Annotated in this window: 12 protein-coding genes; 6 read left to right on the top strand and 6 right to left on the bottom strand. The window is 72.6% G+C overall.

Features of this window, described 5'->3' with window-relative positions:
• Positions 1-20: 20 nt before the first annotated feature.
• Both OG906_RS31940 and OG906_RS31935 read right to left on the bottom strand, forming a co-directional pair.
• Positions 21-1253 carry a beta-ketoacyl-[acyl-carrier-protein] synthase family protein gene (locus tag OG906_RS31940; RefSeq protein WP_329447514.1) on the bottom strand — a complete coding sequence of 411 codons (1233 nt, stop codon included), beginning with the start codon at positions 1251-1253 and terminating at the stop codon, positions 21-23.
• A 180-nt stretch (positions 1254-1433) separates the two neighbouring features.
• Complete coding sequence (locus OG906_RS31935) at positions 1434-2066, bottom strand: AAA family ATPase (RefSeq protein WP_329447513.1); 633 nt, start codon at positions 2064-2066, stop codon at positions 1434-1436.
• A 670-nt stretch (positions 2067-2736) separates the two neighbouring features.
• Between OG906_RS31935 and OG906_RS31930 the strand changes: the two genes are divergently transcribed.
• Genes OG906_RS31930 through OG906_RS31910 form a run of 5 tightly spaced genes read left to right on the top strand, consistent with a single transcriptional unit; the run spans position 2737 to position 7799 of the window.
• Positions 2737-3306, top strand: a complete 570-nt coding sequence (locus OG906_RS31930; RefSeq protein WP_329447512.1) for a bacilysin biosynthesis protein BacA — start codon at positions 2737-2739, stop codon at positions 3304-3306.
• The gene (locus tag OG906_RS31925) at positions 3303-4592 is read left to right on the top strand and encodes a DUF6421 family protein (RefSeq protein ID WP_329447511.1); all 1290 of its coding nucleotides are present in this window, start codon (positions 3303-3305) and stop codon (positions 4590-4592) included. Before OG906_RS31930 ends, OG906_RS31925 begins: the two co-directional genes overlap by 4 nt.
• On the top strand, positions 4589-5641 hold the full coding sequence (locus tag OG906_RS31920) for a DMT family transporter (RefSeq protein ID WP_329447510.1): 1053 nt from the start codon (positions 4589-4591) through the stop codon (positions 5639-5641). Before OG906_RS31925 ends, OG906_RS31920 begins: the two co-directional genes overlap by 4 nt.
• Positions 5638-6924, top strand: a complete 1287-nt coding sequence (locus OG906_RS31915) for an ATP-grasp domain-containing protein (protein WP_329447509.1) — start codon at positions 5638-5640, stop codon at positions 6922-6924. Before OG906_RS31920 ends, OG906_RS31915 begins: the two co-directional genes overlap by 4 nt.
• Positions 6921-7799 carry a branched-chain amino acid aminotransferase gene (locus OG906_RS31910; protein WP_329447508.1) on the top strand — a complete coding sequence of 293 codons (879 nt, stop codon included), beginning with the start codon at positions 6921-6923 and terminating at the stop codon, positions 7797-7799. The genes OG906_RS31915 and OG906_RS31910 overlap by 4 nt, the downstream gene beginning before the upstream one ends.
• A 160-nt stretch (positions 7800-7959) precedes the next feature.
• Here the strand turns inward: OG906_RS31910 and OG906_RS31905 are convergent, their stop codons facing one another.
• The 3 genes from OG906_RS31905 to OG906_RS31895 all read right to left on the bottom strand — a co-directional run bounded on the left by OG906_RS31905 (position 7960) and on the right by OG906_RS31895 (position 10446).
• Positions 7960-8463 carry a GNAT family N-acetyltransferase gene (locus OG906_RS31905; RefSeq protein WP_329447507.1) on the bottom strand — a complete coding sequence of 168 codons (504 nt, stop codon included), beginning with the start codon at positions 8461-8463 and terminating at the stop codon, positions 7960-7962.
• An 87-nt stretch (positions 8464-8550) separates the two neighbouring features.
• On the bottom strand, positions 8551-9645 hold the full coding sequence (locus OG906_RS31900) for a winged helix DNA-binding domain-containing protein (RefSeq protein WP_329447506.1): 1095 nt from the start codon (positions 9643-9645) through the stop codon (positions 8551-8553).
• Between the two features lie 192 nt (positions 9646-9837).
• The gene (locus OG906_RS31895) at positions 9838-10446 is read right to left on the bottom strand and encodes a DinB family protein (RefSeq protein WP_329447505.1); all 609 of its coding nucleotides are present in this window, start codon (positions 10444-10446) and stop codon (positions 9838-9840) included.
• Positions 10447-10576: 130 nt separating this feature from the next.
• On the opposite strand from OG906_RS31895, the gene OG906_RS31890 reads away from it, so the two are divergent.
• A complete protein-coding gene (locus OG906_RS31890) occupies positions 10577-11659 on the top strand; it encodes a helix-turn-helix transcriptional regulator (RefSeq protein WP_329447504.1) in 1083 nt (360 codons plus the stop codon).
• On the opposite strand, the gene OG906_RS31885 is transcribed toward OG906_RS31890, so the two are convergent.
• Positions 11622-13028, bottom strand: a complete 1407-nt coding sequence (locus OG906_RS31885; RefSeq protein ID WP_329448188.1) for an amidase — start codon at positions 13026-13028, stop codon at positions 11622-11624. The two genes, OG906_RS31890 and OG906_RS31885, sit on opposite strands and share 38 nt — an antisense overlap.
• Positions 13029-13063: the final 35 nt, after the last annotated feature.

The raw sequence follows: 13063 nt of genomic DNA, 5'->3' as shown, positions 1-13063 counted from the left end.
GGCCCCGACCGATGCCCGACCTACTGGACCCCGCCCCGGTCGCGGGTGAACACGAGGCTGACGTTGTGGCCGCCGAAGCCGAAGGAGTTGGCCAGGGCCGCGTCCCAGCGGCCCGTACGACTCTCTCCCCGGACCACGTCCAGCTCCACGCGCGGGTCCTGTTCGTCGAGGTTGCGGGTGGGCGGCACGGAGCCGTCGCGGAGCGCGAGCACCGCGGCGAGTGCGCCGACCGCGCCGGAGGCGCCCATCATGTGGCCGGTCATGGACTTGGTCGCGGTCACGGCGGCGTGGGTGCCGACGGCCCGGCCGATCGCCTCGGCCTCCGCGAGGTCACCGGACTCGGTGGACGTGGCGTGGGCGTGCACGACCCCGATGTCCCGCGGGGCGATGTCGGCGTCACGCAGGGCAAGGGTGATGGCGGCGGCCTGTCCGTCGGCGTCGGAGGCCGTGATGTGGCCGGCGCTGGAGCCCACCGCACCGCCCGCGAGCACGCCGTGGGCGCGGGCCCGCCGCGCCCGGGCGAAGCCCTCGCGTTCCAGGACGAACATCGCGGCCCCCTCCCCCATGACGAAGCCGGACCTGCGCACGTCGAAGGGGCGGGACACCGACTCCGGGTCCTCGGAAGCCGTCGACAGCGCCTTCATCTGGGCGAACGCGGCCAGGGTGAAGGGGTGCAGGCAGGCTTCGACCCCGCCGGCGACGACCACGTCCACCCGTCCGGCACGGATCAGGTCCATCCCGAGGGAGAGCGCCTCGGCGCCGGAGGCGCAGGCGCTGACCGTGGTCCGGGCGCCGCCCTTCGCACCCAGGTCCATGCTGACCCAGGCGGCCGGCCCGTTCGCCATCAGCATCGGAACGGCGAAGGGCGACAGCCGGCGCATCCCCGAGCGTTCGAACAGGTCGTCCTGGCCGAGCGTGGTGAGGACGCCGCCCGTTCCGGTGCCGATGACCACCGCGAGGCGCTCCGGTTCCACGTCCGGGGCGCCGGCGTCCCGCCAGGCCTCCCGCGCACCGAGGATCGCGAGCTGCTCGCCCCGGTCCAGCCTCCGCGCCTCGGTGCGCGGCAGCAGGGACGCCGGGTCCACCTGCAACCCGGCCGCGACGTGCACGGGAAGGCCCGGTGCCCAGTCCTCCTGGAGGAGGCGCACCCCCGATTTGCCGGCCAACAGTGCGGACCAGGTCGACGGCGCGTCGGCGCCGACCGGCGTGATCGCACCGGTTCCCGTCACCAGCACCCGGGCTTCCCCCGTCATCCCTGCCTCCTGTGTGTGTGGAGATCCCACAAGGCCGCTCTCGACCTTGTATCGATCATCACAAGACAGGGCAAGGTCCGTCATGGCCGACATCGAAGGATTCGGGAAGCGATTCTTTGTCGCGTCTCCATAAAATCGCGCCGGCAGCGGCCGTTCCCGCGCGGCGCCCACTCGCCGGCGTCAGTCGAACCGGATGTGCTTGACCCCGGTCCAGGTCCGACGCAGCCTCCCCCGCAGCGCCTGGTCGGTGTCGGGGGCGAGGGTCAGGCCGGCCGAGGCGGCGATGCGGTCGGCGACCTGGGGGACGGTGAGCCGGTCGGTCCACACTTGCTCCGCGAACTCCTCACCGCGCAGGCGCTCCAGGCAGTGGTCGAGCTTCGACACCGCGAAGCTCTCGCGCCGCAAGGGGGCGTCCTTCCCCGCGAAGAGCCGCACGGCGTGCCCGAAGCCGCGCTCCCTCAGGCGTCGCAATACGGTCTCGCGGTCGGCCAGGAGGGCGAAGTGCCGGACGTCGTGGCCGCGTTCACGCAGCCGCCCGACGACCTCCCGGAAGTAGGCGGGCTCGACCACCGTCATCGGTGCGATCACCGTGCCCTCGTACGCGGTCAGGGCGAGGTCCAGCATCTCGTACACGCTCCGCCGCCAGGCGGGAAGGTCCTGGAAGTCCGCGCGCAGTGCGGGAGGCAGCATCCGGTGCAGGCCGAACCCCACGTGTTCCGGGTCGCAGACGACGCTGCCGGGAAGACGCCGTCGGATCTCGTACGCACTCTGCGTCTTGCCGCCGCCGAAGGGGCCGTTGATCCACACAAGCATGCGCCGACCCTACGGGAGTGGGGTCCGGCGGCAGGGTCCACCAATTGGTGATAGCGGGTGGCGTGCCCCTCTCCGACATCGGTGATTCTGGAGATGTTCCAGTCGATGACCGAATAGTTCGTCGCGGATGCCGTTCCGCTCAGTGCGGTGACCAGCCCCATGGCCATGGCAAGCGACAGGAACGCGGAGCACGATCTCTTGAGCATGTTTCCCTTCTCTCCCGGCACGGAAATGCGGGATCGAGGATGGATGGATGAAATGGATGGATCGATGGCGGTTTCCCGAGCACGTGGGTGACGACCGCCCGGGAACGAGGAACGTACGAGTTCCCTCGCCTTCCGTGTCGCCCTCGTGCACGCCGACTTGCCCCGCCGCGCACGACGTCGAGGCGTGGCAATCGGCGGCGGCGGCGGCGTACGTGAATTCGGAGGCTCACATTCCGAATGAAGGGCGAATTCAGGCAACGCCGGCTGATTCACATGGGGTCGAATCCATCGCCGCGCCCCGGGCATGCCATGCGATCACCCGTCCCCACCTCCCGGATATCTCCCCGTCCGTGATGCGGTGATAGAAAAGGATCTTGCCTCTCGCTTCCGCGATCGCCGTCCTCACCCACCGCTGTCCGGAAGCAGTAATTCCGCACCACCACAGGAAAGGTCCAGGGCAGACGATGTATGCGCGCCCCGACGAGGTCCGTCACCTGCACACGCTCGGTCCCCACGGCACCAATCTGGAAGCCGCCTCCCACGAATGGTTCCGCAGACGAGGTGTCGAGGGGACCGTGGAACTCCACGCCTCGATCGAGTCCGCGTTGGAGGCCGTACCCGACGACGGACGGCACGCGTTGACCGCCTGCGCCGTCTATCCGGCCCTGCACACCCTGGTCTTCTCCAACCTGCACCGGCTCCACATGATCGACAGCTTCGTGATGCCGACCCACAACATGGTGCTCGCCAGCAGCGGCGCGCAGGACCCGGCCACCGTCGCCTCCCACCCCGCGCCCAAGGGCCTCGTCCCCGAGCCCGCGCGGATCCGCGAGGTGTTGAGCAACTCGCAGGCCGCCATCGACTGCGCCGAGGGGCTCGTCGACGGCTGCATCACCACCATCGTGGCCGCCGAGCGACACGGACTGCGGGTCCTGCGGGACTTCGGCCCGGTGCCGATGGTCTTCACCGTCCACCAGGTACTGGCCGTCCGCGCCGAGGACGAGCGGCCTCTCGCCGTGGGGGCCGCCCGATGAGCACCGGAGGCTTCACCTCCGCGACCGCGCCCGTGTCGGCGGACCTCCTGGCCGAGGCCGACCTGTTGACGGATGCGCTCATTCCGATGGTGAATCGTTTCCGCGACCGCCAGCGGGACGACGGCACCGTCGCCGATCCCACCCCCGAGGACGCCGAACTGCTGGGCCGGATACGCGACGAGGCGACGTCCTGGTACCGCCGTCACGGGCTCGACGGACAGGCCGACGCACTGGTGGAGGACGTCGACGGCTGGCTGGGGGCCGGACTCGACTCCCGTCCCCACTTCGCCCGCTCCCGGGACGCCCTGCGGGTCCCCGCCGACGGCGAGCCGGTCTTCTTCCTGGCCCCCTTGCAGAGCACCAACAGCGCCCCGCCCGTCGGCAAGCGCCTCGACTGCTTCCTCGCCCTGCGCAAGGAGCCCGACGCCCTCGCGGGCATGGCGGCGGACTTCCCGCACCCGAAGAACAACTGCCAGTCCCTCGTGCTCGTCACCGGCAGCGCCGGTTTCGCCCAGGGCTCCTGCCTCGTCTTCTTCCCGGAGAACGTCGCCGCGCACGACAAGGTGACCGACCAGCCGTACGCCATGTTCTTCTACAACAAGATGCGGAAGATCCACGAGACGTACGCGCTGCCCGCCGCCGCGGCCGTGCTGACCCCGGACTCGCTGCCGGGCGCCTCCAGCGGCCTCGCCCCCGACGTGTGCTTCGAGGCCCGCGCCATCTGGGGCTACCTCCACGATTCGATGCACTACCAGGGCCTGTGGCCGTTCGACGAGAACATCGCCCTGAAGATGAACTGGTTCGTCGGTCTCCTGGAGGAGATCAAGGTCGACGCGAAGACCGTGCTGGCCTGCGCCGACAGCGGGCTCGTCCCCTTCGCCGAGCAGCAGATCGACATGGTGCTGCTGGAGCGGGTGTTCCGCTATCCGCAGGCGGACGACGCCACCCGCAACTTCGACTCCGGCACCGGTGTGTTCCTCTATTCCTGGTTCCGCGAGCACGAGGCGCTCGTCGGATCGCCCGCCGACGGCGGGCTGTTGCGGTTCGACCGCGCCAAGGCCCTGGAGGCCCTGCGCGCGTTCGTGACGCGTGTGGAGAAGCTGGAGGCCGAAGTGACCGATGACGACGAGTACCGCGCCGCCGCCAAGGAGTTCGTGCGCCGCTACCTTCCCGAGGGCGAGCCCCGGCAGCGGTTCTCCTTCACCGCGGACCAGCTCGTACTGCGCCGGGCCAAGAGCGACCTCGACCGCCTGCCACCGCTCGCCTTCGCGCGGGCGCAGTGGTGACGTCCGCCCGGACCGGTCGCGAGGGCGGGGGCGGACGGCTGGTCGTGCCCGCCCTCGCGGCGTGCATGGTCCTCCTGCTCGCCGCGGGCTGGCTGCTCTCCGGTCACCTGGTGGCCGGCGTGCCCCCGCTCGCGGTGGCCGCGGGGCGGACCGCCACGGCCTTCGTCGTGATCATGATGATCGCGCTGGTGACCCCGCGCGGCCGCACCGGGGCCCGGACCGCCGCCGCCCGGCCCCGCGCCGTACTGGTCCTCGCGTTCCTCGGCTTCTTCGCCTACTACTCGGGGACCCTGCTCGGCACCCGGTACGTGGGGGCCTCCCGGGTCGGGTTGATCGTCTCGCTCCTGCCCTGCGTCACCTTCGTCATCGGCATCCTCGCGTTCCGTGAGCCGTCCTCGCGCCGCAAGGTCCTCGGAACGGTCCTCGCCGGCGCGGGCGCGATCGGCTTCCTGTTGGCCGACGGCGCCGCGAGCACCGGGACCGGCTCGGACGGCGGCGCCGCCACCCTCCTCACGGGGGGCGCGCTCGCCTTCGGCGGCACCCTCACCTACGCCCTGTACGGGTACGTCTACCGGCAGCGCATGTCCGACGTACCGGCCCTCGCGGCCCTCCCGGCCATCACCGGGGCCGGCACGCTCATGCTCGGCCTCACCGCGGTGCTGTTCGTACCGCTCGGCGGGGTCTCCGCCGCCGACTGGGGCGGCGTCGCCGTGCTCGGCGCGGTCCTCACCGCCCCCGTCTTCCTCATCTCGCACGAACTGATCCTGCGCAAGGGGCCGTTGTTCACCTCCGCGCTGGGGCTGGTCGTGCCCTTCCTGGTGCGGGTCGGCGAATGGGGCCTGGGCACGGCCGGCGCGCCGGGCGTGCTCCCCGTCCTGCTGATCGTCGCGTCCGCGGCCGGTGTGTGGCTCACCGTGGGCGGTCGCCGGCGCGACGGGGCCGCCACCCCCGCGAACCCTGCCGGCCCCGCCGCCGACATCGAGACCCGCAGGCCCGATCACCGCGCCTCCGCCACGGCCGAGGCCCTCCCCCCAAGGAGCTCATCGTGACCGCCTCCCGTCCGACCCTCGTCCTGCTCCACCAGCGCGTCGGCCTGCCCTGGCTCTTCGACGCCGCGGTGCGCGCCGACATCGACCTGGTCCTCGTGCCGCGATCCGACGAGCGGGTGGACCCGGACCGACTGCCGCCGGCGGTCGTGGAGTTGCTGCCGCTCGATGTGGCCGGTGACCCGGCAGGCGCGCTGAAGGCCCTGCGCGAACGGCACGAGGCCACGCCCTTCGACGGCATCGTCACCCTCTACGACCCGTTCGTGCCGTTCGCCGCGGACGCCGCCGAACTCCTCGGACTGCCCGGCATCGGCCCGACGGTCGCGCGCAACGCCCAGGACAAGCGGATCATGCGCGAGCGGCTGGCGGCGGCCGGTCTGAACGTGCCGCGCTTCGTGCGGCTCGACCCCGCCGACGACCCCGCCGCGACCGTGGCGGACGCCGGCCTGGCCTTCCCCGTCGTGGTCAAGCCCGCCCTCGGCATGTCCAGCCTCGGCGTGACCCGGGTCGACTCCGGTGACGCGCTCGGTGCGGTCGTGACGGACGTCCGCCGGGTGTCCGCCGGCACCGCCGACGGAGGTGCCGGGCTGATCGTCGAGGAGTACCTCGACGGGCCCGAGTTCGCCGTGGAGTCCCTGGTCCACGAGGGCCGGGTGCAGGTCCTGTCCATCGGCTACAAGGGCGACCCGCGGGGCCCGTACTTCGAGGAGAGCGTCTACCGGGCGCCCGCCGCGCTGCCCGAGGCCGTCCGGGCCGACGTCGTGCGCGAGGTGATCGCCGCCCACGCGGCCCTCGGCATCACCCTCGGCCCCACCCACACCGAACTGCGCCTGCGCGGCGGCTCCACCCCGTACCTCCTGGAGATGGGGGCACGGATCGGCGGTTCCGGGGTGTCCCACTACATCGCGGAGAACGTCACCGGCGTCGACCTCGCCGCCGAGACGTTGCGCATCGCGGCCGGCCTGCCGCCGCTCCGCGCCGTCGAACAGGGCTTCACCGAGCCCGTCGCCGCGTCCGCGAACTACATCGTGCCGTGCGGCGGACACGGCACGATCACCGCCCTCCACGGCCTCGACGAAACGGAGGCGGACCCGCGGGTCGACCACGTCGTGCGGATGCTCGCTCCGGGCGACGTGGTCCGCCCCTACCCGGACTTCACCGGCTACCCGGCGTTCATCCTGTCCCGGCACGCCGACCTCACGGAGGCCGAGGAGTTCCACGACCACCTGGAGCGGGCCATCCGCATCGACTACGCTCCCGCGACCTCCGAGGAGAACCCTTCGTGACCGCCTCCCTCCCCTTCGACGACCGCGACGGCACCATCTGGGTCGACGGCCGGTTCGTGCCCTGGCGCGAGGCCCGGCTGCACGTCCTCAGCCACGGCCTGCACTACGGCGGAGCCGTCTTCGAGGGCGTGCGCGTCTACGACGGCCGGATGTTCAAGTCGCGGGAGCACGCCGAACGGCTGCGTTCCTCCGCCCGGGAGTTGAACTACTCCCTTCCCTACTCGGCGGACGAACTCGACGCCGCGGCGCGGGAGATCGTCCGTCGCGAGGGCATCGTGGACGGGTACGTCCGGCCCGTGGCCTGGCGGGGCAGCGAGCAGATCAGCGTCTCCGGGGCCGGCAGCACCCCGCACGTGGCCATCGCCGCCTGGGACTGGCCGCACGTCTTCTCCGCCGAAGCGGCGCGTGCCGGCATCCGGCTGCGCACCTCGAAGTGGCGCCGGCCCGACCCTGCGACGGCGCCGGTCCGGGCCAAGGCCGCCTCGCTGTACAACATCTGTACGCTGGCCCGCGACGAGGCCGAGGCGGCGGGCTACGACGACGCCCTGCTCCTGGACCTGCGCGGCGGGCTCGCGGAGGCCACCGGCGCCAACCTCTTCCTGGTGATCGACGGCGCCCTGCACACGCCGACGCCGGACTCCTTCCTCGACGGCATCACCCGACAGACGGTCATCGTCCTCGCCGCCGAACTCGGCATCGAGGTGGTCGAGCGCCGCATCGAGCCCGGTGAACTCGACCGCGCCGAGGAGGTCTTCCTCACCGGCACGGCGTACGAGGTCCAGCCGGTCAGCGGCGTCGACGAACGGACGTACCGGGTGGGCAAGGTGACCACGGAACTGGCCGCGGCCTACGCGCGACTCGTCCGGTCCGCCTAGGTCCTGTCGTCGAAGTGGCTCTGGTAGGGCCCGCGGTGTCCGGTGCCGTGCATCGCAAGGCAGAGGGTCGCCCGTGTACTGGACGTACTCGGGTGCCCCGGCAACGCCGCCAGGGGCGGTGCCGGGCGCCGCGGCCCCGGCGAGATCCGAAAGAGACGGCCTAGGACAACGAGCGGGTGAGCCAAGCCACTTCGCCGGCGTCCTCGGTGGTGACGCGATCCCGCTCGAACCCGAGCTTCTCCAGGACACGGAGCGACGGTGCGTTCCATGTGCCGACCGTCGACCAGAGCCGCTTGCGCCCCGTCGCGACGGCGGCATCGAGGACCGCGGCGGCCGCCTCGGTGGCGTAGCCCCGCCCGTGTACGCGCCGGCACAACTCGTAGGCGATCTCGGGCTCCTCGATGGTGGAACGGCCGATGATCAACCCGCAGTAGCCGATGAAGTCGCCCTCGACGCGGCGTTGGACGGGCAGCAGGGCGATGCCCGTGGTCGCCGTCGCGGCGAGCAGGTTCGCGATGGCGGTACGGATGTCCTCCACCGCGGGCGTCCCCTTGCCGCGTTCGGTGAGGAGGGCGGTGAACTCGGCGGCGTCGGACTCGGCCCACGGCCGCAGGATCAGCCGCTCGGTCTCGAGGTGGAAGGACATCGTCTCGTACGGTGGCATGCCCCTACTCTGCCTCACGGATCATCACACATCACAGCCGGAGTACCAGATCGTCTCCCGAATCTCCGTTGGCCCTGGTCGAGTCGTTCAGTGGGGGGATGCGACGATCCGGGCGCGGTGGTGTTCGTGGTCGGAGAGGAACGCCGCCAACGCCTCTCCCTGCTCGGTCACTTCGCTGTGGTCCGCCCGGGAGAAGCGGCGCAGCGGGGTGACCGTCACCGTGCCGTCCTCGACGGTCCACGTGCCGGAGACCCTGCCGTCGAGGAGCACCACGCGCTCACCGGCGACCGACAGCCCCCGGTGGGCGTCGTCGATGATCCGGCCGCGGTCGTGATAGCCGAGGATCGCGTTGTCGAACGCCGGGAGGAACCGCACGGGGGCGGGTGTGTCGGGGTCGGGCCGGGGCGCGTCGGGGAGGTCCAGGAGTTCTCGCCCCCGCTCGTCCCGGAAGGTGACCAGTTCCTCGCGCATCGCGGCGATAGCCGCCGGCAGGCCGGCGAGGCCGCACCAGGCGCGTACGTCGGCCGAGGCCGCCGGGCCGAACGCGGCGAGGTAGCGGCGGACGAGCGCCTGCCCCACGGGATCGGAGGCGTCCCGGGACGGAGGGTCGACCTCGCGCCCCAGCCAGGAGGAGAGCAGGACGTTGCGTACGCCCGCCTTCGTCCGCCAGAGCCCGCGCGGCGGCATCTGCGTCATGGGGAGCAGGGCGGCGACGAGCATCTCCCCCAGGGGCCGCGGCCCGGGCGTCGGCCTGCCGAGGGCTCGGGCGAGTTCGGTCATCGAGCGGGGCTCGCCGTCGGCCATCACCGCGCGACCGGCCGCGGCGAGTTCGTCGAGGTCCGTACCGGCGAAGTCGGCGCGGTAGGTGCCCAGCACCCGTTGGCGCAGCATGGCGTCGTGGCGGGAGCGCCAGGCCAGGGCGTCGTCGGCCGTGACGAGGTGCACGGTGCGGCGCATGAGGTGGGTACGCACCACGGCTCGTCCGGTCAGCAGATCGCAGAGCCCCGCGGGGTCGAACGCGCGCAGCCGCGACCAGAGCCCGACGAAGGGCTCCTGCGGTTCCTGGGCCTGGAGCCCGCAGAGGTGCGCCACTGCATCGAGGACCGGTACGTGGGCCCGGTCGAGCAGCATCTGACGGGCGAGTGTGGCGCGGCCCAGGGCGCGGGTGTCGAGGACGGTCATCGGGATCCCCCCACCGGCGGGGCGCCGGTCCGGTTCTCCTCGCGCGGGGCGTGCGGCATGCGCGGCTCCTTGGCCGCCCGGGGGCCGGCACCACGGGGTGCTCGGCGGCCCGGGACTTCGGGGTTTCGGGACTTCGGGGTTTCGAGTCGCAGGGTTTCGGGGGCTCGGGTGTTTCGGGGGTGCCCCCGGCCCTCAGGTCGACTTCTGCCCGTCGAGCGTCTCGCGCAGGATGTCGGCGTGGCCGGCGTGCTGGGCGGTCTCGGCGATGACGTGCATGAGTGTGCCGCGGACGCTGAGCACCCCGCCGGGCTCGTTCCACGGCGCGTCGGGGACGGGGTGCGTCGCCGACAGGTCGGGTACCGCCCGGACGATCTCCTCCGTGCGGGCCGCGACCTGCTCGTAGCGGGCGAGGATCCCGGCCAGTGTCTCCCCGGGTGCCACCTGGAAGTCGTTGCGGTGGTCGATGGCCCACTGCGGGAACTCGCGTGCCGTGCCGGCCGTGATCTCGTCCCAGGTGACGCCGTCGGGCAGGTCGAACCGCATCGCCGACGGGCCCTCGACGACGAAGCGCAGCCATCCCGCCTCCATGGACGTGACGTGCTTGATCAGCCCGCCCAGGCACAGGTCACTGGCCGTCGGGCGCTCGCCGATCCGATCGTCGTCGAGCCCGCGCACCGTGTTGAGCAGGGCGGATCGGGCGGTCCCGAGCGCGGCGAGCAGGTCGGATCGTTCGGCGTCGAGGGCCGGGGGCGGCGTGGCCGAGGCGGGCTCGTGCGAGCGGGGCGTCTTGGTGGTGGTCATGGGGGCGTCCTTCCGATCGGCGTCTTCCGTCGCGTTCACGTCTTCGTTCGTGTTCGCGTTCGCGGTACGGGACAACAATCGCCGAGGTAGAGGACAGGTGGTGTCCGCTGATCGGGGCATCCTGGGAGACATGCAGAAGACCTCGGCGCGACTGCTCTCGTTGCTCTCGCTCCTCCAGGCCCGCCGGGACTGGCCGGGAGCGCTGCTGGCCGAACGGCTGGACGTCAGCGCCCGTACCGTGCGCCGCGACGTGGACCGTCTGCGGGAGCTCGGCTATCCCATCGCGGCCTTCAAGGGCCCCGACGGCGGGTACCGGCTCGACGCGGGCGCGGAGCTCCCTCCCCTGCTGTTCGACGACGAGCAGGCCGTCGCCCTCGCCGTGGCGCTGCGGATCGCCACCACCAGCGGCGCGGGCATCGAGGAGGCGGCGGCCCGGGCGCTGAACACCGTGCGGCAGGTGATGCCCGCACGGCTGCGCCATCGGATCGACGTCCTCCAGGTCACCGCGGTGGAGCGGCCCGCGAGCCGTGCGTCGACCCGGGTGGACGGTGACGTGCTGATGGCGCTCGGAGCCGCCGTCCACGCCCGCGAGGTGCTCCGCTTCGACTACCCTCCCGCGACCGTGCCGGGGGTCGGCGAGGAGGAGCGGGAGGCCGAGCGTCCGTCGCCCCCTCCGCGTCGGGTGCAGCCCCATCACCTCGTCACGTGGGGCGGTCGCTGGTACCTCGTCGCCTGGGACCTCGACCGCGAGGACTGGCGTACCTTCCGCGTGGACCGGATCACCCCGCGCGTCCCCACGGGGCCCCGCTTCGTTCCGCGCGAGGTGCCCGGGGGCGATGTGGCCGCCTATGTGGCCGGCAGGTTCAACGGCTCCGGGGCCTCCGGGGACTGGCCCTGTCGCGGCGAGGTGATCCTCGATCTGCCGGCCGCCGCGGTGTCCCGGTACGCCTACGACGGATTCGTCGAGGAACTCGGCCCACACCGCTGCCGGCTCGTGCTGGGCTCGTGGTCCTGGGCCGGACTGGCCGCCACCCTCGGCAGGTTCGACGCCGACATCGAGGTCGTGGGGCCGCCCGAGTTGAGGGAGGCCTTCGCGCACCTCGCCCACCGCTACGCGCGCGCCGCGACGAGCCCGCCCGTCGGCTCTGCTACCACCACCACACCCGCCGCACCCGTCAGCCCCGACCGCCCCCGCGCGGGTCGATCGGGGTGAGGACCCCCAGCCGGTCCTCGATCGCCTGGGCCGCCGCGAGGCACAGGTCCTCCCGGAAGGCCCGTCCGACGACCTGCACCCCGGTCGGCAGTCCGTCGACCACCCCGGTCGGGACGGCCACGCCGGGGACGCCCGCGAAGCTGGTCACGGTGCACAGCCGCATGGCCGAGGCGACCCGGTCGCGTCCCGCCCTGTCGCGCGATTCCAGTCCCGGCTCGACCGGCGGTTCGGTGAACACCGGCCCGAGCAGCAGGGGGTAGGCGTCGAGGAACTCGGCCCAGGAGCGGCGGATGTTCAGCCAGGTGCCCATCAGCTTCATGAACGCGTCGGCGCTCGCGGGCGGGGTCCGTTCCATGGCCATGCCGAGGTAACGGTCACCGCCCTCCCCGAGCAGCCCGCGCACCACGGGCCAGGTGGGGGCGAACTCGGTCACGACGATCCGGCCGTAGGCGTCGAGCGCCTCGTCGAGCCTCGGTACGTCCGGCACCTCCCGTACGTCGTACCCGGCGTCCCGCAGGGCCTCGGCCGCGTCCTCGACGGCTCGGCGCACCGCGGGGTGGACCCCGTGGCCGCCGGGGTCCGCCACGACCGCGACCTTCAGGGGGCCGGGGAGCCGCTCGCCGTAGGCGGGCACCGGCACGGCCCTCGGGTCACGCGGATCGGTCCCGGCGAGTACCTCGTAGGCGAGCCTCAGGTCGCCCACGCTGCGGGCCAGCGGGCCGTCGGTGACCAGGAACTGTGAGGCAGGGCCCGGGTCCTCGGGGCCCAGTACGCGGTGGTCGGCGGGGAAGCGTCCGCTGGTCGGCTTCAACCCGGCCACCCCGTTGAACTGGGCGGGGATCCGGATCGATCCGCCCGAGTCGTTGCCGAGGCCGAGCGCCGCCATGCCGGTGGCGACGGCCACCCCGTCGCCCCCGCTGGAGCCGCCGGGGGTCCGGTCGGGGTCCCACGGGTTGACGGTGTCCCCGAACAGTTCGCTCCGCGTGTGCATCCCCGCCAGGATCAGGGTCGGGATGTTGGCGTGCCCGACGGGGATGGCGCCCGCCGCGCGCAGGCGGGCCACCGGGGGCGCGTCCGCCGTCGCCACCAGGTCCCGGAAGCGTTCCACACCGAACGTGGTCGGCACCCCTTCCACGGCGGTGCTCTCCTTGACGGTGAACGGCACGCCCGCGAGCGGACCCAACACCTCACCCGCGGCCCGCATGCGGTCCGTTCGGGCCGCGGCGGCGCGGGCGCGCTCGGCCAGGACGTGCGTCACGGCGTTCACCCGGGGGTTGATCTCGGCGATCCGGTCCAGGTGGCTGTCTACCAGTTCGAGGGCGGAGACGTCCGCGCCGCGTACCGCCGCCGCCTGCTCGGCGGCCGTCATCCTCCACAGGGCGTCCTGCACGTCTGGTACCTCTT

The organism is Streptomyces sp. NBC_01426, from assembly GCF_036231985.1.
In the GTDB taxonomy this organism is placed as follows: Bacteria; Actinomycetota; Actinomycetes; order Streptomycetales; family Streptomycetaceae; genus Streptomyces.
Note: the sequence above shows the minus strand (reverse complement) of the source record. Positions and strands in the feature narration are given on the sequence as shown.